At 68.9% G+C, this 18,930-nt stretch carries 16 protein-coding genes; 9 read left to right on the top strand and 7 right to left on the bottom strand.

Going from position 1 to position 18,930, the window contains the following annotated elements; genetic code table 11:
* The first annotated feature begins 16 nt into the window (after window positions 1-16).
* Window positions 17-1,615, top strand: coding sequence for a DUF4034 domain-containing protein (locus tag A176_RS07775; protein ID WP_002634597.1), 1,599 nt, complete (start codon window positions 17-19; stop codon window positions 1,613-1,615).
* Between the two features lie 75 nt (window positions 1,616-1,690).
* Here A176_RS07775 and A176_RS07770 read toward each other — a convergent pair whose 3' ends face one another.
* Window positions 1,691-3,535: a M48 family metallopeptidase gene (locus A176_RS07770; protein WP_002634598.1), complete on the bottom strand. Its 1,845-nt coding sequence runs from the start codon at window positions 3,533-3,535 to the stop codon at window positions 1,691-1,693.
* An 84-nt stretch (window positions 3,536-3,619) separates the two neighbouring features.
* On the opposite strand from A176_RS07770, the gene A176_RS07765 reads away from it, so the two are divergent.
* Entirely contained in the window at window positions 3,620-4,378 is a 759-nt protein-coding gene (locus A176_RS07765; protein WP_002634599.1) for a 2OG-Fe(II) oxygenase, read from the top strand.
* A gap of 118 nt (window positions 4,379-4,496) precedes the next feature.
* Here A176_RS07765 and A176_RS07760 read toward each other — a convergent pair whose 3' ends face one another.
* The gene (locus A176_RS07760; protein WP_002634600.1) at window positions 4,497-7,382 is read right to left on the bottom strand and encodes a YncE family protein; all 2,886 of its coding nucleotides are present in this window, start codon (window positions 7,380-7,382) and stop codon (window positions 4,497-4,499) included.
* Between the two features lie 305 nt (window positions 7,383-7,687).
* On the opposite strand from A176_RS07760, the gene A176_RS07755 reads away from it, so the two are divergent.
* The 3 genes from A176_RS07755 (at window position 7,688) to A176_RS07745 (ending at window position 11,399) form a co-directional block, all read left to right on the top strand.
* A complete protein-coding gene (locus A176_RS07755) occupies window positions 7,688-10,435 on the top strand; it encodes a winged helix-turn-helix domain-containing protein (protein ID WP_002634601.1) in 2,748 nt (915 codons plus the stop codon).
* A 120-nt stretch (window positions 10,436-10,555) separates the two neighbouring features.
* Window positions 10,556-11,107 (top strand): GNAT family N-acetyltransferase, encoded by a 552-nt coding sequence (locus A176_RS07750; protein WP_002634602.1) that lies wholly within the window; start codon window positions 10,556-10,558, stop codon window positions 11,105-11,107.
* Window positions 11,108-11,138: 31 nt separating this feature from the next.
* A complete protein-coding gene (locus tag A176_RS07745) occupies window positions 11,139-11,399 on the top strand; it encodes a YdeI/OmpD-associated family protein (protein WP_044889526.1) in 261 nt (86 codons plus the stop codon).
* A 425-nt stretch (window positions 11,400-11,824) separates the two neighbouring features.
* Here the strand turns inward: A176_RS07745 and A176_RS07740 are convergent, their stop codons facing one another.
* On the bottom strand, window positions 11,825-12,199 hold the full coding sequence (locus tag A176_RS07740; RefSeq protein ID WP_002634604.1) for a cupin domain-containing protein: 375 nt from the start codon (window positions 12,197-12,199) through the stop codon (window positions 11,825-11,827).
* Window positions 12,200-12,390: 191 nt separating this feature from the next.
* Window positions 12,391-12,597 (bottom strand): cold-shock protein, encoded by a 207-nt coding sequence (locus A176_RS07735; RefSeq protein WP_044889571.1) that lies wholly within the window; start codon window positions 12,595-12,597, stop codon window positions 12,391-12,393.
* Window positions 12,598-12,953: 356 nt separating this feature from the next.
* Here A176_RS07735 and A176_RS07730 point away from each other — a divergent pair, with 356 nt between their 5' ends.
* Genes A176_RS07730 through A176_RS07715 form a run of 4 tightly spaced genes read left to right on the top strand, consistent with a single transcriptional unit; the run spans window position 12,954 to window position 15,904 of the window.
* On the top strand, window positions 12,954-13,529 hold the full coding sequence (locus A176_RS07730) for a periplasmic heavy metal sensor (protein WP_044889527.1): 576 nt from the start codon (window positions 12,954-12,956) through the stop codon (window positions 13,527-13,529).
* 48 nt (window positions 13,530-13,577) lie between these two features.
* A complete protein-coding gene (locus A176_RS07725; RefSeq protein WP_002634607.1) occupies window positions 13,578-13,811 on the top strand; it encodes a hypothetical protein in 234 nt (77 codons plus the stop codon).
* A gap of 15 nt (window positions 13,812-13,826) precedes the next feature.
* The gene (locus A176_RS07720; RefSeq protein WP_002634608.1) at window positions 13,827-14,507 is read left to right on the top strand and encodes a response regulator transcription factor; all 681 of its coding nucleotides are present in this window, start codon (window positions 13,827-13,829) and stop codon (window positions 14,505-14,507) included.
* On the top strand, window positions 14,504-15,904 hold the full coding sequence (locus A176_RS07715; RefSeq protein ID WP_044889528.1) for a HAMP domain-containing sensor histidine kinase: 1,401 nt from the start codon (window positions 14,504-14,506) through the stop codon (window positions 15,902-15,904). The genes A176_RS07720 and A176_RS07715 overlap by 4 nt, the downstream gene beginning before the upstream one ends.
* 231 nt (window positions 15,905-16,135) lie before the next feature.
* Here the strand turns inward: A176_RS07715 and A176_RS07710 are convergent, their stop codons facing one another.
* The 3 genes from A176_RS07710 to A176_RS07700 form a co-directional block, all read right to left on the bottom strand.
* A complete protein-coding gene (locus tag A176_RS07710) occupies window positions 16,136-16,963 on the bottom strand; it encodes a carboxypeptidase regulatory-like domain-containing protein (protein ID WP_002634610.1) in 828 nt (275 codons plus the stop codon).
* A gap of 101 nt (window positions 16,964-17,064) precedes the next feature.
* Window positions 17,065-17,922 (bottom strand): ABC transporter permease, encoded by an 858-nt coding sequence (locus A176_RS07705; protein WP_002634611.1) that lies wholly within the window; start codon window positions 17,920-17,922, stop codon window positions 17,065-17,067.
* Window positions 17,919-18,911, bottom strand: coding sequence for an ABC transporter ATP-binding protein (locus A176_RS07700; RefSeq protein WP_002634612.1), 993 nt, complete (start codon window positions 18,909-18,911; stop codon window positions 17,919-17,921). Before A176_RS07700 ends, A176_RS07705 begins: the two co-directional genes overlap by 4 nt.
* Between the last annotated feature and the right edge of the window lie 19 nt (window positions 18,912-18,930).

Here is an 18,930-nt window from a genome sequence, read left to right as displayed (position 1 = left end):
ATAGGATGTCAAATTCATGCCCACACTTCGTTCCGCGCTCGGCGCGGGAGTCCTCGTGCTTGGCCTGGGTGGCGCTGGCCTCGCCGTCTATCGCGGCCACGCGGAGAAACGCGCCGAGGTCGAGGCGCGCATCGAGGCCCGCCAGCAGCCCGTCCTGATGCCAGCCCCTGGCACCCCGCCTCGCGGGCTCCCCGTCGTCTCCGCCACTGGCACCGAGAGGGGCAAGGCGCCTCGCGGGCATGTGGACGGTGTCGGCCTTCGCTCCCTCCTGATTCACCGCAAGTTCGATGACCTGACGATGGCCGTCGAGCAGCTCCAATGGGGCATGGAGGCCGATCCTCGGAACGAGCATTGGATGACGGACGGGATGGCGGCGCTCGGCAATGGGGAGCCGGACTCCACGGAGCTCCTCGATGCCTGGGTGAAGGCCTCGCCCGACTCGTTCGCACCCTACACCGCACGGGGCACCCACTGGGTGACGGTGGGCTACCTGCGGCGCGGGACGAAGTACACGAAAGCGACCGCGGACGAAGAACTCGCCGGCATGCGAGAGGCTTTCGAGCGTGCCATGCCTGACCTCCAACGCGCCTGGAGGCTCCAACCCAAGGCCATCACCGTGGCGCGGCCCCTGCTCCACGTGGCGCTCGCGCTCGGCGACTCCGAGGCACGTGAGCGTGTCCTTGCCCGTGCCGTCGAGCAGTGTCCCACGTGCGTGGACATCCTGGCCGTCTACCTCCACGGGCTCGCCCCTCGATGGGGCGGCAGCCACGAGGCGATGGACGCCTTCGCGGAGGCCCAGACCCGCACGCGCCCCGAGTTGGGATTCCTCCGCGGCTTCTCCGATTACGACCGTGCGCGCGACCGGCGCGTCCAAAGCGAGAACACGCAGATACATGAATTGCTCACCCGGGCATTGTCCGCCGGCGACTATTGGGAGTTCAGGCTGGCGCGAGCAGCGCAGCTCCGCCGCGCACAGGCCCTGGATGAAGCGCTCGCGGAGGTGAATCAGGCCGTGGCCCTGCGCCCCGCCCGCGCGTCTGTCTACTTCGAGCGCGCACGGATTCACTTCGCCAGCGAGAAGTGGGGCCCCGCGGGAGAGGACCTTCTGCATGCGCTCCGAATGGATGCCATGGACTCGGGCGGGCGAGACCTCCAGCCTCAAGTGGTGCAGGGGTTGATCTACGCGGCCTCGCAGGCCCTCAAGGCCGGACAGCGAGAGGAAGCCCTCGTCCTGCTCGAGCTCGCAGGGCAGCTCGCGCCGGGAGACCGCCAGGTCACACAGTGGCGCGCCCAGGCCGTCGCGGCGCCCATCCAGGCGGCGGCCCAGGGCGATGCAGCGCCAGCCGAATCAACGGACGATTTCCGTGTCGTGCAGCAGCGAGACTACGCCTTGGCTCGCGAGCGGCGTTTCGCGGAGATTCTTCCGCTCTGGGACGCCTTTCTCGCGCGCAACCCCGAGCATGGACTCGCCTACTTCGAACGAAGCGGGACGCACTACCACCTGCGCAATCTCGAGGCCGCGCTGGCGGACTTGAAGAAGGCGTGCGAATTCGGAGTCAACGAGGGATGTTCCCGGGCGCGCCAGCTCGAGCGCGCCAGGCCCACGGCCCGCTGAGCCGCGACGCATGGCCGCCTGCGGGCGATGGGGCGCTCCGAACGAGCGCCCCATCGCGCGTATCCGCGGGCTGTCTCAAGCGGCCTGCGCGCCTGCGCGGTGCTCCTTCATGATTCGGTGCCGCGACAGGTAGCGCTCGAAGGCCTGGAGCAAGGCGTCCGGCTCGCGCAGCTTGCTCAAACAGATGGAGCGGCGGTTCTTGAAGCGCCCCGCTCCGGAGATTTCCAGGTCCAGGTACTTCTTGAACAGGCGGTCCGCCGTGGTGGCCGAGGCGATCTGCTCGAACAGGATGGGTTCTTCCCATTCCCCGTAGCTCACCTGCGAGAAGTCCATCTGAACGTCGAAGCCAGCGTCCTTGCCCTCGAACACGAGCGGCGGGAAGTGCTTCTCCACATGCGCGCGTTCCGCGTCCGTGGAGGGCTCGTAACGGTAGGCCAGGGACAGGTCATGGGCCTGCGCGAAACGCGCCTCGTAGGCGCCCCACAGCCGAGCCTCGATGGCATCCGCGTCCTGGACGGTGTCCGCCCACGTCGACTCCACCGGATTGAGCAGCAACTGCACCATGTCCTCGGGATTCAGGTGGGCCCCCACGTTCTCCATGCGCGCGGCCAACGGCGGGTGGGAGTCGAAGGGATGGGGCGTCACGGCCCCCTGCAGGTCGTCATGCACGGTGTCCGACTGGGCATACGCCGAGAAGCCATGCGCCACCCGGTCCGCGATGGCCACCGTCTGGTGCTGCGCGTCCTCGGCGAAGAGCTTCGCCTCCACGCGATCACGGAAGCTCGCGTACGCGCCCACCTTCACCAACGAACGGGCGATGTCCTGCCCCGAGGTCACCCCCGCCGCCAACCGGTCCGCCGCGAGCTCACTGGCGCGCCGGCTGCGGCCCAGCGACAGCTCGAACAGGCCGCGGTAGGCCATCATGAAATAGAAGACAGGCCGCGTCATGCCACCGTCGTAGAGCTGCTGCAGGTAGTGGCCGAAGTGCGCGAGCTTGGGCGCCAGTCGCTTGCTGTGCCCCGTGTCACCGCCCAGCAAGTGCCCCATCTCGTGCGCCAGCACCGCCTCCGCCTCGGAGCGCTCCAGCAGGCGCAGCAGGGACAGGCTCACGAAGAGCGTGCGGCCGGTCAGCGTACGCTCTCCCACGCGCACCTCGTGCTCGGTCACGAAGAAGTTGGCGTCGATGCCGGCGAGGATGTGGTCGGGCGGTGACGTCTGGAGCCGCGCGCAGAGCCGGCGCACGCACGCCCACAGCTCCGGGGCGCGCGCCTCGGTGATTTCCTCCGCCTCCACGTCGAAGTCCGAGGGCGGGCGGCGGAAGATGGCCACCACGACCAGGAACACCGCGCCGCCGGCCAGGATGGCCATGATGCCGATGAGCTTCGGGTAGTAGCGCTCCATCCACAGCGCCGTCATCCAGTAGGAGAGCCACACGAGCAGCGCGCCCTGGCCCAGCACCTGAACCGCACTGGTGACGCGGAGCACGAGCCAGCCCACCACGAAGCTGCCGTACTGGAAGGGCCGTGAGACGAACGCGGCCAGACCACAGAGGAGCGCGATCATGGTGGAGACAAGGCCCAGCGCCAGCAGGCCCCAGGACGCCAGGGACGCCCACTCGAATTGATTCAGGTCCGAGCACGCCTTCCCCAGGTTGTTGCGATAGTTCGCCAGCTCCGGGTCGTCGCTCAAGCAGGCCATGGACGCGGGCACCGCGCGGTAGAAGTCGAGCACCTCCTGACGGTCCGCCTCGCTGACCTCGGTGTCGCGTGCAATCTGCTTTTCAATGGATTCAAACACCTGCGAGTCGAAGCGGCCCGTGGCGTGGCTGGAGAACCAGACACCGAACAGCGGCAGGGCGAAAAGCCAGAGAGCAGGCAGCACATAGCTGCGGAGAAAGCCGGGAGATTTCTGGGAGGACATAGGACGTGTCGACAGAGTCTAGCGCACCTCGCGTCACGCGCGCCTCTCCCACTCCACCCGGTCCGTTCTGCTATAGGAGCGCGCGTGAGCGTCGCGACCCTGGATGAAGGCCCGCTGCGAGGTCCCAGTTTCTTTCTCGACCGGGCGGCGCTTCGCGCGCTCGCGTTGGCACATCGTGACGGATACGGAACGGCGCGGCCGCATCCCCACGTCGTCATCGATGGATTCCTGGGAACGCCGCTGGCAACCGGGCTCGCGGACATCTTTCCCGGTGCCACCGAGGCCAGTTGGAAGCGACGTGACCATCCGGAGCAGGCGGCGCGGCTGGGGCAGCTTCAGCGCAAGGCCTTCGAGGACGTTCCCGGCCCGCTTCGGCACCTGCTTTCAGAGTTCTCCGGGATGGCGTTCATCGACTTCCTGGAGACGCTCACCGGCGTCCAGGGACTCATTCCGGATCCGCATTTCCGCGGAGCGGGGCTGCACCTCACGTTGCGTGGGGGTCATCTGGCGCTGCATGCCGACTTCAACCGGGACCGCTTCCGCGCGCTCACGCGGCGGCTCACCGTCCTCTACTATCTGAACCCGGGCTGGGAACAGGCGTGGGGCGGAGACCTCGAGTTGTGGAGCAGCGACCTCTCACGGTGCGAGACACGGATTGCGCCGCTGCTCGACCGGCTGGTCGTGATGGCTCACGGCGATGACCATTGGCATGGCCATCCCACGGCCCTGGCGTGCCCGGAAGGCCGGGGGCGCGCCGCCGTCGCGGCCTACTTCTTCACGGCGGAGACCTCCCCCGACGCGCCGGAGCCCCACAGCGCCATCTGGGTGACTCCGCGATCCTGAGTGAGCGGGAGCGCGTTCGCGCATCTGCGCGCTCCAGCCGTTGCCGCGCAGGGAGCGGAGGCATTGCGCCTTGCACGCGTTGCGACGTGCCCCCGCCCCACCCTTCTGGCTTTGACGGCTATTGGCCGTCGAGCCGTCCGTCCAGGTTCCGGTCGAGCGCGATGCGCCTGCCGGAGCCGGGCGGCACCGCGGTGAAGGTCACCTCCTGCCCCGCAGTGTTCGCCAGCGCCCGAAGCGCGGTGGTGGTGATGTTCGCGCCACCGTCATCCGGCTTCCATGTCCCCAACGCACGCTCGTACAGGAAGCCCTTCACCCGGTTGCCCACCGCGGCCTTCGCCACCAGGTCGGCTTCATGGGTCGCGCCTCCCAGAATCTTCGAGGCGAAGGGCGCGCGGGCGCGGGCAATCAGCAGGTCGATGCGAGGCCCCACGGAGGCCGCCGTCGCCCCCGTGAGCGTCACCTGCTGGCCGACAATCGGCGCCAGGTCGCTGTCCGCCGCCATCATGAAGTCCTCCATCTGCCGGCGCTCGGTGTCGTTCCGGAAGCCGACCAACGGCCCACCGATGCTGGTGTTGGAGAACACGATGGCGCTGAAGAAGCGGAACAGCGTGTCCACCGCGCCGTCATGCGTGTAACCGAAGCCGCGAATCTGGTCCCCCATCTGCCCGGTCTCCGAGTGCATGAAGAAGCTGTTGTCCGGGAACCCGAACATGCCGACCTTCGTGTACATGTTCCGCACGTGGGGAATCTTCATGATCTGGCTGATGCCCTCGAAGCTGGCACCGGTGTCGGTTCCGAAGAAGCCCTGCGCGCCGTCGATGGTGTGGCAGCCGTTGCAGTTGAAGCCGTTGTCCGCACCAATCGCGATACCGTCCACGCGGCGACTGCCGAAGTAGAAGTCGCTGCCCGCCTTCTGCGACGCCGTGAGCGCGTTATCCAGCCTGCGAATGGGGTTCGGCGGAAGCTGGACCTGGAGCTGGAAGGACGTGAACTTGTTCATCTCCGCCTCCGTGGGCATCGACGCGCGGCCCAACAACTCCGGGAAGGCGACGATGAAGTTCTTGAAGGACAGGTCCTCCGCCTTCGCGTCGACACCGAAGAAGCCATTCGAGCGGTCACCTCGCCAGTGCATAGCACCCCCGTGGGTCATGCCGCGCAGGGTCTGCGTCGTCATGGGCCCCTTCATCGGGTGGAACTGGTTCTGATTGCCCGTCCCGTTGATGGACGAGCTGGGATGCCCCGTGAACGCTCGGAAGAGACCAATCTCGAGGTCGCTCGCGAGCCGCTTGCTGATGGGGTTGGTCGTCACCGGCGCGTCGGGGTTCCCCAAATCCCAGGCCAGCTCGTCCTTGTCACCGAAGATGTGGCAACTGGCGCAGGACGACTCACCGTTCGCCGATGAGAAGTCCGCGTCGTACAGGAACGGGCGTCCCTGGACGACAGAAGCGGGCTCCGGGTTGTAGAGCGGCACCGAGGACAGCTCCCCCTTGGTCGCCAGGTCGATGACCTTCACCGCGTTGTCGAAGCGGGTCATCACGTAGAGGCGGTTGCGCGCCTCATCCAACACCAGGCCGCTGGGGCCACCGCCACTCACCGGGATGTAGTTGGCGCTCGCGGTGCGCGGGTTGAAGCTGTTGCTCTCCAATGCCGCCGTGTCGAAGACACCAATCTTGCTCGAGCTGAAGGCCACCACGTACAGCTTCGTGCCGTCCTGGGAGACGACCATCTCCGTCGGCGTGGAGAGGCTGTGGTTCTTCGCCGTCGCGTCAAAGCCGGGCTTCCCGGCCAGCTTCGAGTAGTCGATGTGCTTGTTCAGATGCCGGGGGAATACCGAGCCGCCGGAGATGACGGTGATGCGCATCTGCGCGAGGTTGCCCTGCACCGTGGTGCCGCCGAACTCACCGGGGCCCTCGAAGCGGGTCAGGTTGTGGGCCTCACTGTTGGAGACGTAGACCACGCCCGACCTCGGGTTCGTGGCCAGGTTGAAGAGGGTGGTCCCCACCCCCGAGAAGGAGGCCGTCTCCTGGAGCGTGTCCGCGTTGATGGCGAAGACGTCCTTGTCCGGCAGGCGCAGGCGCACGCCGTTGTTGAAGTTGCGGCCCGTCGGGTCCTGCCACTGCCCCGCGGACGGGTTCCATTTGACGATGAGGGCGGTCTCCGGCGCCTTCGCACCCTCGAAGTTCGTCGAGGGCCCGGGCAGGCCACCCGGCAGGATGTTGTTGCCAAAGGGAAACGTGTCGGGAAAGACGAGACACAGCCCTCGCTCGTTGAACCCATCACAGACGCTGTCCAGGTTCACGGAGGTCGTCTGATTGCCGGATTGGGCAATGGCCGCATAGACAGTCTTCTTGTCCGGGCTGGTCGCGAGCCCGCGCGGCGTATCGCCAAAGAGCGTCACGATGCGCACGGGCGTCCCACCGAGGGTCGCCCCCAGCGAGGCCGGGTTGAAGACCCAGACGTCCGCGCGCCCCACGCCTGGCGTTGTGAGCTGTGGGTCCCCCGCACCGGGGACGCGGGAGATGGAGGCGTCGGTGCGGTGCTGGCCCCGGTGCGCGGTCGTGATGAAGGCCAGGCCGTTGGTGCCCGCGAAGACGATGTCGCGCGGTTCGTCCCCCACCAGCAGCGTGCGGACCACGCGCGGCGTCCCCACCAGACTGACCACGCTGATGCTGTCCGACAGGTGGTTGACCACCCAGACTTCCGTGTTGCTGCGCGCGGCGACCGCGACAGGCTCCAGGCCCACGGGGACCTCCGCGATGAGCGAGAGCCCGGCGCTGGTGACCGAGAACACCTCCAGGCGGTTGTCCGGCGTGTTGACGGCGAAGAGCCGCGTCCCATCTGGAGAGAGCGCCAGGGGGCGGACGTGCGCGCTGTCGAACGTGATGAATGAGGGCGCCTGGGCCGCGGCGGTGAAGGCCGTCAACAACGACGCCACGGCGCACAACGAAATGGCCCGAGCGCGCCAGCGACTCCTGCTCGCGCCCACTTGCTGAGTACCCACCATATGGCTCACCTCACGAGACGGGGAAGCGTTGCTGTCCGCGAAGTACCAGTGGGCTCCACGACAATGCCCCCACCGAAGGGAGGGGAAACGGCCCCTCCCTCCCCTGCAAAGGCAATCACCGACACGTCGCGTCAGCCTTTCAGCCCTGGACACCCGCGCCGCAAGGCCGCGAAACCGCACATGTGGCGCATTGTGATGTGGCATTCCTGACATTTGCGATGTGATTGCCGCAGGGGCGACTGACCCGATTCGCACGTTTTCCGTGGTCTACTGACTGACGCAACCGGCCAAAGGGGTACGCACCCATGCCGCGCCTTCGAAACGCATCGTGGAGCCCTCACGCGACACCGCCGGGGGCGGACGAGCCCGTGTCCCATCTGCTGCCAACGAAGCTCTCCCCACCGCGAACGGCCTCCGTGCTGGTGCCGTGCGCCGCGGCTCTGCGGAGAATCGACCAGGGCGTCCACGGCAAACTGGTGCTGGTCTCCGCCCCGCTCGGCTCGGGGAAGACCACGCTGCTGACGCAGTGGTTTCGCGAGGCACGCGCGCCCCACCTGCTCGCGTGGCTGTCGCTCGACGCACAGGACAACGCACCCGAACGGTTCTTCTCCTATCTGGCCGGGGCGATTCGCCGAGCCGCGCCCGAGTTCGATGCGTACAGCACGGGCCAGCCCGAACACGCGACGGCCGTCCTGCTGCGGAGCCTCTGGAACCTGGGCCGAGAGCTCGTCGTCGTGCTGGACGACTTCCATGTGCTGCGCGAACAGGCCCTGGTGCGGGCCTTTTCATACCTGCTCGACCATTCGCCGCCGCACGTGCATTGGGTGGTTGCCTCGCGCTGCCCGCCAGCGCTGGACCTGGCCAGGCTGAAGCTCTCCGAGCAGCTCGTGACGCTGGATGCCCGGGACTTGAGCCTGGATGGCGAGGCCATCCGTGAGCTGGGGCTGCGCCTGTGTGGCGCCTCGCTCACGCCCGAGGACGTGGAGTCGCTGCGCTCTCGCACCGAGGGCTGGGTCGCGGGCGTCAAGCTGGCACTGCTGTCCGCCGGGGAGAACGCGGGCGTCAGTGACGCGCTGAGGAAGGCGATTGGGTCCAACCACGACATCGCCCGGTATCTGGCGGACGCCGTGCTGCGCGAGCAGTCGGATGAAGTGCGCGAGTTCCTGGTCCTGAGTTCGGTGGTGGAGCACCTCAACGGGGAGCTCTGCAACGCCCTCATGGACATCACCCGCGGTCCCGCCCTTCTGGCGAACCTCGAGCGGTCGCAGCTCTTCATCCAACCGCTCGACGCCGAGCATCAATGGTACCGGTACCATCCGCTGTTCCTCGACGTCCTTCGGGCGCAGCTCGCCTGTGACTACGGCGACCGCGTCCCCGGGCTGCACCGCGCGGCGAGTACGTGGTTCTCGGAGCACGCGATGCCGGAAGAGGCGCTCACGCACGCGTTCGCGTCGGGGGACAGGGCGTGGTGCCTGGAGCTCACCGCGCGCTGCATGGAGTCGTGGATGCGCGAGGGCGAGATTGCCTCCGTCCTTCAATGGACCGCGAAGCTGACGGCGGAGGAGGTCATCCGCTCACCCGCGCTCTGCGTTGGGCACATCGCGTGCCTCATCCTGTCCCGCCGCTTCGCGCATGCGACCGCCGCGATGAAGGACGCGCGATACCATCTCGAGACGGCGTATCCCCTGGACTCGCCGGAGTACGAGCGACTGTCGAAGCGGCTGGCGCACCTCGGACTGCTGCACGCGGTGCTGTCCGAGTCGGCTCCGGATTCAGGCGTGGACCTGGATGCGTCTCCGGGCGCCGAGGAGGCGGATGGCTTCGTCGCGGGCGCGGTGCTGGCGGCGAAGGCTTATCAGGCGCTCCGGATGAACCGCTTCGATGCGATGCGCCGGCTCGCGCTCAGCGCGCGGGAGACACTGCAGGTCCTCAACAACCCGTTCCTGGTCGGCTACACGGACTCGCTCGTCGCGCTGGCGGACCGGGCACAGGGGAACATGAAGGACGCCGCGGAACGCTGTGAGCAGGCCTTCGCACGCGCGAGCCGAGGACGGCGCAACCCCGTCTGGGTGAACGCGGCCACCGCGTTGGCCAACGCCCGCTACGAGCAGAACCGGCTCGACGAGGCCGAAGCGCTCTGCGTCGAGGTGCTCCCGCTGTTGCCCCAGGCCTCCGTGTTCGAGACCTTCGCCCTCGCCTACCTCATGCTGGCCCGCATCAAGACGGTCCGCGGGAAGTACGCGGAGGCCTACCGGCTCCTGGACTACCTCCACGGCGTCCTCGAAGGCAGCCACCAGACGCGCTTCCTGGCCCACGTGTGCGGGGAGAAGATTCGCCTGTACCTGGTGGAACAGTCCCCCGCGCGGATGCGCGTGGTAGCGCAAGAGTTCGGCCTGGGCGAGCGCATGCGGCGCGGCGAGTGGAGTGAGCGGCGATTCTACGACGAGACGTGGGAACGGCTCGGGCTGGCCCAGGCGTGGGTGATGATGGTTCGCGGCAGGCACGACAAGGCGCACGCCATCCTGGAGACGTTGCGCGCCAGCGCGCATGAAGTCGGCTACGTGTCGCGTGAGACAGCGCTGTTGGCCACCCTCGCGGTGTGCCACTGGCGGGCCGGGGATGCGCTGGCGGCATTCGCCGCGCTCAATCGGGGCTTCGCGCTCGTGCAGCGGTTCGGCTTCGGGCGCAGCGTGTTCGACGAGACGCCGGGTTTGCAGGAGGTCGTCATCGCCGCCGCCCGACAGCGGAAGCTGAGTCACGCCCTGCCCGACCGGTACACCACGCGGTACCAGGACCTGTTGTCAGCGGGGGCCCAGGTGCCCCGGGAGTTCGCGGCGCCTCCCGCCGCGCCCTTGGAGCCGCTCACCGAGCGTGAACTCCAGATGCTCAAGCTGCTCGCGCAGGGGCTGAGCAACCAGGAGATCAGCGAGCGCTCCAACGTGGCGCTCTCCACGACCAAATGGCACCTGCGGAACGTCTTCGCCAAGCTGGACGTCACCACCCGCACGGCCGCCATCGTGAAGGCCCAGGAGCGACTCCAGCGGAACCTGTGAAGGGCGAGAGCCCCGCGCTCGCCCTTCGGGACGGAGCCCGGGACGAGTGGAACGGACTTCCCACGTCACGGCACCGTGTGGCAGGACCGGAGCAGCGCCTCGCCCCATCAGGAGTCTCCCATGACGGCAACCCACATCCCCCTCATCGAAACCGAGCGTCTCGTCCTCCAGGGCCATCGCCTGGAGGACTTCGAGGACTGCTTCGCGATGTGGGCCGACCCCGCCGTGGTCCGGTTCATCAGCGGCAAGCCGTCCACCCGAGAGGAGATGTGGTCCCGGCTCTTGCGTTACGTAGGCCACTGGACGCTGCTGGGCTACGGCTTCTGGGTGGTGCGCGAAAAGGGCACGGGGCGACTGGTGGGCGAGGTGGGCCTGGGCGACTTCCACCGGAACATGCAACCGCCGCTGAGCAGCGCGGTCGAAGCCGGTTGGGTGCTGGCGTCTGGAACTCACGGCAAGGGGTACGCCACGGAGGCGGTGCGCGCGGCCCTCGCCTGGGCGGATGCACACCTCCGCCCCGAGCGCGTGGCGTGCATCATTGCGCCTGAAAACACGGCGTCCCTGCGCGTTGCGAGCAAGTGCGGATTCCGCCCGACCGGGCAGGGAGTCTATATGGGCCAGCCCACGCTCATGTTCGAGCGTGTTGCCGCGACAGCGCCGGGCACGCGGTGATGCACGAAGTGGACAGCCCCAGGAACGAACCATGGCTACCACTAAGCGGCCGACGCTCAAGCGCGCCAGGAACCCGATGCCCGCCCAGGTCCGCGCGGCACTGGTCGAGCGCGGACTCATGGACGCGTACAAGGCGCGGCCTCCGTATCAGCAGAACGACTATCTCGGCTGGATTGCACGGGCCAAGCTCGAGGCCACCCGGCTGAAGCGGCTCAACCAGATGCTGGAGGAGCTGGCCGGAGGGACGCGCTACATGAACATGGCGTGGTCTGGCGGGCGAAAGCCTCACTGAGCCACTTGAGGGATGAATGGACAGACTTGTCCGAAGTGAACCCGACTGCAGTTCGAACCTCGACGCGTTCCGCCAATCCCTCATTGAAACAGTGAAATGGTGCGCCCCCAAGGCCAAGGCGGCGGCTCCCGCGACGAGCCTTCGCACGAAGTCCTGGCTGCCTCACTTCTTCGTGACGCGCGATCGCTTCGACACGGTTCGCTCCATCAGCGACGGGCAAACGCGCCCCCCAGGAGTACCTCATTGCATGGGTTCCTCCCGTGTTCCTCGAGCACGTCGAAGCGGGGATTCAAGTCAACCCTGAGTCGTGCATCCTCTGGCTCGAGCAGACAGACACGAGCATGGCGCAGCACCTCCGCGGGCTGCGCTGAGCGCGCACCACTTGCGCGCCAACGCGGGACTCCCGCTTCCTGGTCGTGTCGGTCTCACGCCTTCGCGGGCTGTGACTTCTTGGCGTCCTTGCCTTCATCTCGGCCATGGACAGCCGCGGGAGGACTGGTGGCCTCCACGGCGGAGAACGTCTCCAGCACCTTGTACGTGTGACTGGAGCCCCGTGGCACCAACCAGGAGTCACCGGGGTTGAGCAGGATGACCTGCCCCTCCAGGTGCAGCTCCGCGCGGCCCTTCAGTACGAAGCCCACTGTCTCGTAGTCCCGCGTCGTGGCGGGCGCGGCTTCTCCCGGGGGCTCGTCTTCCCAGAGCCGCATCGACAGCCGGACGCCGGAGGCCAGATACTTCTGCCCCATCTCTCCCTTGGGAGAGTGCCGACTCTCCACCTTCTTCACGCTGGTGTCGCCCATGCCTTCACCTCCGTTGGATGGCGGCGCACGCGCCGCGCGTCTGCCGTGAAGGTAAGGAAGGCCTCGGGTCGCCGACGGATATCGGTCGCCGGCTGCCCGCCCGGCACACATGAGGCCAGACATGCGAAGGCCCCGCCTCCCATTGGGGGAGACCGGGCCTCGGGCACACTCGAAGGTGACCTGCGGGAGTCTCAGCCCGCGACGGAGCGCACGTTCTGCGCCTGCAGGCCCTTGGGGCCGCGCGTCACTTCGAACTCCACCTGCTGCCCCTCCTGGAGGGTGCGGAAGCCATCCATGTTGATGGCAGTGTGGTGGCAAAACACGTCCTCACCGTTGTCCTGCGCGATGAAGCCGAACCCCTTGGCGTCGTTGAACCACTTCACGGTACCGATTGCCATGTGACCTTCTTCTTTCTGCTTCGTGGCCGCCGCCAAGGGCTGCCCGAACGACTTGTGCGGAGCGCACACCGCCCCGGCCCCTCCACGACAATCCGGCCAGACATTCCTGTCTACACGCGAACCGCCATTCGGGCAGACAGCCGTCCGCCAGCAGACAGTTCGTACCCCAGTGGCACCTCTTCGTGCCCTCGGGCGTCCGCTTCCTCTCAGTCGCTTGGCGCCCTGCGTCGCGACAGCCTTCACACTTCTTCATCCCCCGCGGGCGCGGCCTTCATACCCGCCCTCTACTTTCCCGCTCGTTGTCACTGACAGCGCCAGCCCCTCACCCGGGCCGGCCTCATTGGGAGCGTGGAACCATGTTCGGGTTTCTCTTCGGAACGGCTTGCCTCGCGGGACTCATCTACACCCTTCGCGGAGGACGTCACTGGCGTCACCCTTCACACCGTCGGAGCCGCTGGAGCGGCCGCGGCCGCCTGCGCTGGTTGTTCGAGCACCTGGACACCTCCCCCGGTCAGGAGAAGGTCCTCCTCAAGGCCACGGACGACGTCATGGAGGCCTTCGCCAAGGCCCGCGATGAGTTCGGCCCCAGCCGCACCGCCGTGGGCACCGCGCTTCGCGGTGAGCACTTCGACGGCGCGGCCCTGCGAGAGCTCTTCGCCCGTCACGACGTGGCGCTCGACAACGTGCGCCGCACCGTCCAAGGCGCGCTCGCCCAGGTCCATGAGGCGCTGGACCCACGGCAGCGCCGCGAGCTCGCAGACCTCCTGGAGCATGGCCCTGGCTACGCCTACGGCTGGCGCGGTGGCCCCGGTGGTTGGAATCGACGCTGCGGTGGCCACGGCGGCTGGCGCGGCGGCGCGCCCTGGCATGGCGGCGACCACGGGGGTGACGGCCCCGGCCGCTGGCGAGCGGATGACTCGCGCGCGGGCTGAGCCCGCCCCGCCCTCTCCACGCCAACCCCCTCCCGAAAGAGAGTCCCCATGCGCCGCCGTCTGCTCATCGTCCTGCTCACCCTGGGCACCGTCGGAGGTTATGCCTCCGGCTTCGCGAGTGTCGCTCGCCACCGCTCCCACATGCGTCACCATTGCCACCAGGGCGGCTGGGAACAGGGGCGGAGCCCCAACGGCCCCCACGGCCGGTGGGAGGCCTCCAGCCAGCGAGGGGTGGCTTCCCCGACGACCACCATCCCCACCATCCACATCGCCCATCCCTGAAGTAGAAAGCGGTGCATGTCCACGCGAGTCCTGCTCATCGACGACGACACCCGGATGTACGAGCTGCTCGCGCAGTACCTCGGGCAGAACGGACTCTCCGTCACCCATGCCGCCGATGGCGGCCGAGGGCTCGCGGCGTTGGAGGCCAGCGCCTACGACGCGGTGCTTCTCGACGTGATGATGCCGGGCATCGACGGCCTGGAGGTCTGCAAGCGCATCCGCGCGAAGAGCCGCATCCCCGTCATCATGCTCACCGCCAAGGGCGATGAGACCGACCGCGTGGTGGGCCTGGAAATCGGCGCGGATGACTACCTTCCCAAGCCCTTCAGCCCGCGCGAGCTGCTCGCCCGGCTGAGGGCCGTGCTCCGACGCTCACTGCCATCGTCGGTGGCGGACCGCCTGGAGGCCGGTGGCGTGTGCATCGACATCGCCGGCCGCGAGGTGCGCGTCGAGGACCGGCCCGTGGACCTGACGGGCCTGGAGTTCGATCTGCTCGTCGCGCTGGTGCGCCGGGCCGGACGCGTCATTCCCCGTGACGCGTTGCTGGGAGAAGCCGGACGCAGCGACACCGTGGTGGGCGAGCGCACCGTGGACGTACACATCTCTCACCTGCGACAGAAGCTCGGCGACGTGGGCACCCGGCTCATCAAGACAGTGCGCGGCGTGGGCTACGTCTTCGCCAAGGAGGGCCCGTGAGACGAGGCCGACGCGGCGGACCCTGGGGTGGCTGGGGCGCATGGGGCGACCCGCGCGAGTGCAGCCCCTGGGGACACCGGCGCCCTCAGCCCGGCTACTGGCACATGGGGCGGCTGGGCAGCTTCGTGGGCGCCCGGCTGCACCGGCGCCTCTTTCTGTGGTTCGGCCTGTCCATTCTCGCCACGGGCGCCGTGGTGGCCACGGTGATGAGCCTGGTGGGTGGAGGTACCTGGAAACAGGAAGGCGAACGCGTGCGCACGTTCGTCAGCCACCGCTTCGAGGAGGTCTGGGACGAGCCCGCGCGGCGCAACGCGCTGGTGGATTCCATCGCGAGGGACCTGCAGGTCGGCGTGGAGCTGCACGACGCCACTGGAACCCTGCTGGTGCGCACCGAAGAGCCCTGCCGGCGACCCGAGTTCAACCTGCCCGTGATGCGGGACGGCGCCGTCCTGGGTTCGGTGCGCGCGTGCTACTCCCACTTCCGCGCCAAGAGTCCGTTGAAGATGGTGTTGCCGCTGGTGCTGTCGTGCATGGTGCTGTGGCTCGCCGCGGGGAAGCTGGCGCGGCGTCTCGCGCGGCCGATGGACGAGCTGGTGCGCGCCACGTTGGACCTGGGCTCGGGCCGGCTGGACTCGCGCGCGGACATCGCGCCGCATGTCACCGGAGAGTTCGCCGTGCTGGCGGATGCCTTCAATGACATGGCGGGGCGCATCGAGAAGCAGATGGCGGACCAGCGCGAGCTGCTGGCCGCGGTGTCCCATGAGCTGCGCACGCCCCTGGCCCGGCTGCGCGTGCTCACGGAGCTGCTGCGTGACGGGGGCGGCAACCCGAAGACGCTGGACCAGGTGGACCGTGAAGTCGTCGAGCTGGACGCGCTCGTGGGCGAGCTGCTGGCCAGCTCCCGGCTGGACTTCGGGCAGCTCACGCCGCGCGTGCTCGATGCCCGGGCGCTGGCCACCCAGGCGCTGGAGCGCGCGGGCCTGACGGGCTCCGTGCTGGACGTGGAAGCGGAGCACGCTGGGCTCGTGGGAGATGCGACGCTGCTGGGCCGCGCGCTGGCGAACCTCCTGGAGAACGCGCGCAAGCACGGCACGGGCGCCGAGGCGCTGCGCGTCCAGGAGCGCGGTGAGCACCTCGCCTTCTGCGTGGATGACCGGGGACCAGGGCTCCAGCCGGGAGAAGACGAGCGCATCTTCCGCCCGTTCTACCGGAAGGACTCGGGCGCGGAGGCGCGTGAAGCGGGTTCGCTGGGGCTCGGCCTCGCGCTCGTCCAGCGCATCGCGCGTGCCCACGGCGGGGACGTCTTCGCGGAGAACCGTCCAGGCGGCGGCGCACGGGTGGGCTTCACCGTCCGCAAGAGCGGCCCGACCGCCCCGGAGCACCTCACCGCCGCGTGATTCACAGCGGCGGCGTGGCCTCGCGTGGGCGAGCCACGTCGACGGGGTGGACGCGCCTCACCGCCGCCTGGCACGGGGCAGCGGCAGCACGGCCTCTCGCGGGCGAGTCACGCCAGCGCGACAGACACGCCTCACCGCCGCGTGACACCCAAGGCACCGGCGAGACCTCCGCCTGCGCGGCGACCTCGACGCGGCGGGCGCTCCTCGTGGGAGCACCCGCCCCGCCCTACGTCACTTCTGCGCGGACGCGTCCTCTGCCACGAAGGTGAACGCCGCCTCCGCGGGCGCGTCGTCCGTCACCGTGACTTCGGCCGTCTTCGTGCCGAGCGTCTCGTGCCAGGCCTCCACCGTGTACGTCCCCGCGGGCAGACCCTCAAGCGAGAACGCGCCGTCCTCGCCCGTCGTCACGAAGTACGGGTTCTCGTTGCTGACGACGAAGGCCGACATCCACGGGTGCACGTCGCACTTGAGCTTCAGCACGTCGGCGTCCGCGGGCATCGGCCGCTCCACCGGCGCACCGGACGGCGGCTGCGCGACGTTGAACGCGGGCTTGGTGCCCACGATGCCACGCACGTTGTGCAGCGTGCCGTCGCTGTTCTTGAAGGCCACCTGCTGGCCCGCCACGGCGCCCTGGACACGTGGGACGTAGGTGCACTTCGACTGGTCCACCACCACCGGGGTGCTCGGCGCGGCGGGCGCACCGGGCACCTTGCCCTTCACGCGCACCAGCACGTTCTGGAGGTTGCCGTCCTTCACCAGCAGGGACGCATCCTTCGTCGCCATGCCGTCACAGGCCGGGTCATTGCTCGCGGGGAGGTCCGCGGCCGCGGGCACCGTGCCGGTGAACTTCACCGTGCCCTTCACCACGCCCTTGCCGGCGGGCGCCACGGGCGCGGCGGCGGCACCTTCGGGCGCCTGGATGGGCGAAGCGGCGTGCTCCTTCTTCGCGGCGGGCGCGGCGGCGGGAGGCTCCGCGGCCGGTTCTTCCTTCTTGCAGGCAGAAAGGGTCAACAGCCCCGCGGTCCCCAGCAGCGTCAGGCCGAGCGTGCGCAGCGTCATCGTGCAATCTCCTCGGAAAGTCAGGTGATGCGTATGCCCCACCTCGTAGCGAAAGGGGCCTCGCATGTCCAACCCACCGGGACGCCGCGCATTCGGCTCCGCTACTCGCGGCGACTGACGCTGAAGGCGGCCAGCCCCACGAACACAGCGGCGAAGGCCAGGAGCACCGGCACTTCCAGACCCGCAAGGCCCGAGGACGCGCCCAGCGACACCGACGCCTCCGCGCCGTACAGCGCCCGCCGCACGCCTTCCACGGAGTAGCGCATCGGGTTGAGCCGCATCACCCAGGCCAGCCAGGAGTCCACGCCCTTGAGCGGAAACACGGCGCCCGACAGCACCCACATGGGCAGCATCGCGATGCTCATCACCGCGTGGTAGCCCGCGCTGGAGCGCACCCACCACGCCAGCGCCATGCCCATGCCCGTCAACGCCAGGGCCGACAGCACCATGACCGTCACCAGCAGCGGCAGGTCGAGCGTGGCCGCGCTCACGCCCGCCAGCGGCGCGAAGAGCAGGAACAGCGAGGCCTGGAGCAGCGCGATGGCCGACGAGCCCAGCGCCTTGCCCAACACCACCGCCAGCCGTGAGCCGGGCCCCGCGAGCACCGCCTGAAGGAAGCCCTCCTTGCGGTCCTCGATGACGGTAATCGTCGCGAAGATGGCGCTGAACAGCAGCACCATGGTGACGACCCCCGGGAAGAAGAACTCCTGGTAGCCCAGCCCCTGCGCGCCCTCGACGCGGAAGGAGCCCGCGAAGCCGGTGCCGATGACGAACCAGAAGAGGATGGGCTGCGCGAGCGCGCCCACCACCCGGCTCGGCTGGCGGAAGAAGCGCACGATGTCGCGCATCATCAGCACGCGCACCGTCGCCCACTGGAGCGCGAGCGTCCCAGGCGCGGACGACACGGCCGGTGCTCCGGCGTTCATCGGTTCAGGGGCGGCGGACAGTTCGGCGCTCATCGACGTTTCCTCGGCGCGGGCTCGGCGGTGGGCACGTCCGCGCCCAGCGCGCGCCCCGTCAGTTGGAGAAACACGTCCGCCAGCGTGGGCCGGCGCAGCGACACGGAGGTCAGCCGCCCCGCGGGGAAGGCCTCCACCAGCCGGGGCACCAGGGCGTGGCCCTGCGTGGCCTCCACCTGCACCCGGCCCTCCACCACCTTGGCGTCCAGCCCCAGCCGCTCGCGCAGCTCGGCCGCCAGCGCGTCCGGCTCCGGGGCCTCCACGGAGAGGATGTCTCCGCCCATGCGAGAGGCCAGCGCCTGCGGCGTGTCACACGCCACCAGCCGGCCCGCGTCCAGCACCGCCAGCCGGTCACACACCTCCGCCTCGTCCGCGCGGTGCGTGGTGAGCAGCACCGTGAGGCCCTCGCTGTCGCGCAGGCGCTTCAGGTGCGTCCAGAAGGTGCGGAAGGCCGCCTCGTCCAACCCCTGCGTGGGCTCGTCCATGAGCACCACGCGCGGCTGGTGCACCAGCGCCCGCGCCAGCTCGAGGCGGCGGCGCATGCCCCCGGACCACGTGCCCACGCGCTCGTCGCCGCGCTCCAGCAGACCGATGAGCGACAGCATCGCCTCCACCCGCTCACGCGCCCGCTCGCCGCCCAGGCCATACAGCCGGGCCCCGAGCAGCAGGTTCTCCCGCGCGGTGAGCAGGTCGTCCAGGCTGCCGCGCTGGAAGATGATGCCCATCTGCCGGCGCAGCGACGGGTCGCTCAGCGCCAGCTCGCGCCCCGCGAAGCGCACCTGCCCGGAGTCCGGGGCGAGCAGGCCCGCGAGCACCTGGAACGTGGTGGACTTGCCCGCGCCGTTGGGCCCCAGCAGGCCCAGGATCTCGCCCGGCCGCACCGACAGGGACAGGCCGTCCACGGCCGTGCGCCCCTTGAAGCGGCGCGTGAGCCCCTCCAGTTCGAGCAGCGGTTGGGCGGTGGCGGTGGAAACCAGGGCTTCGGGCATGAGTGGGCGTCCCCCGTGC

Origin of the sequence: Myxococcus hansupus (genome assembly GCF_000280925.3) — a bacterium.
Classification (GTDB): domain Bacteria; phylum Myxococcota; class Myxococcia; order Myxococcales; family Myxococcaceae; genus Myxococcus; species Myxococcus hansupus.
Note: the sequence above shows the minus strand (reverse complement) of the source record. Positions and strands in the feature narration are given on the sequence as shown.

Excerpts from the sequence above, each read along its gene's own strand:
- A176_RS07775 (WP_002634597.1), top strand. The coding sequence starts at position 17 with ATGCCCACACTTCGTTCCGCGCTCGGCGCGGGAGTCCTCGTGCTTGGC.
- A176_RS07770 (WP_002634598.1), bottom strand. The coding sequence starts at position 3,535 with ATGTCCTCCCAGAAATCTCCCGGCTTTCTCCGCAGCTATGTGCTGCCT.
- A176_RS07760 (WP_002634600.1), bottom strand. The coding sequence starts at position 7,382 with ATGGTGGGTACTCAGCAAGTGGGCGCGAGCAGGAGTCGCTGGCGCGCT.
- A176_RS07755 (WP_002634601.1), top strand. The coding sequence starts at position 7,688 with ATGCCGCGCCTTCGAAACGCATCGTGGAGCCCTCACGCGACACCGCCG.
- A176_RS07750 (WP_002634602.1), top strand. The coding sequence starts at position 10,556 with ATGACGGCAACCCACATCCCCCTCATCGAAACCGAGCGTCTCGTCCTC.
- A176_RS07745 (WP_044889526.1), top strand. The coding sequence starts at position 11,139 with ATGGCTACCACTAAGCGGCCGACGCTCAAGCGCGCCAGGAACCCGATG.
- A176_RS07740 (WP_002634604.1), bottom strand. The coding sequence starts at position 12,199 with ATGGGCGACACCAGCGTGAAGAAGGTGGAGAGTCGGCACTCTCCCAAG.
- A176_RS07735 (WP_044889571.1), bottom strand. The coding sequence starts at position 12,597 with ATGGCAATCGGTACCGTGAAGTGGTTCAACGACGCCAAGGGGTTCGGC.
- A176_RS07730 (WP_044889527.1), top strand. The coding sequence starts at position 12,954 with ATGTTCGGGTTTCTCTTCGGAACGGCTTGCCTCGCGGGACTCATCTAC.
- A176_RS07725 (WP_002634607.1), top strand. The coding sequence starts at position 13,578 with ATGCGCCGCCGTCTGCTCATCGTCCTGCTCACCCTGGGCACCGTCGGA.
- A176_RS07720 (WP_002634608.1), top strand. The coding sequence starts at position 13,827 with ATGTCCACGCGAGTCCTGCTCATCGACGACGACACCCGGATGTACGAG.
- A176_RS07710 (WP_002634610.1), bottom strand. The coding sequence starts at position 16,963 with ATGACGCTGCGCACGCTCGGCCTGACGCTGCTGGGGACCGCGGGGCTG.
- A176_RS07705 (WP_002634611.1), bottom strand. The coding sequence starts at position 17,922 with ATGAGCGCCGAACTGTCCGCCGCCCCTGAACCGATGAACGCCGGAGCA.
- A176_RS07700 (WP_002634612.1), bottom strand. The coding sequence starts at position 18,911 with ATGCCCGAAGCCCTGGTTTCCACCGCCACCGCCCAACCGCTGCTCGAA.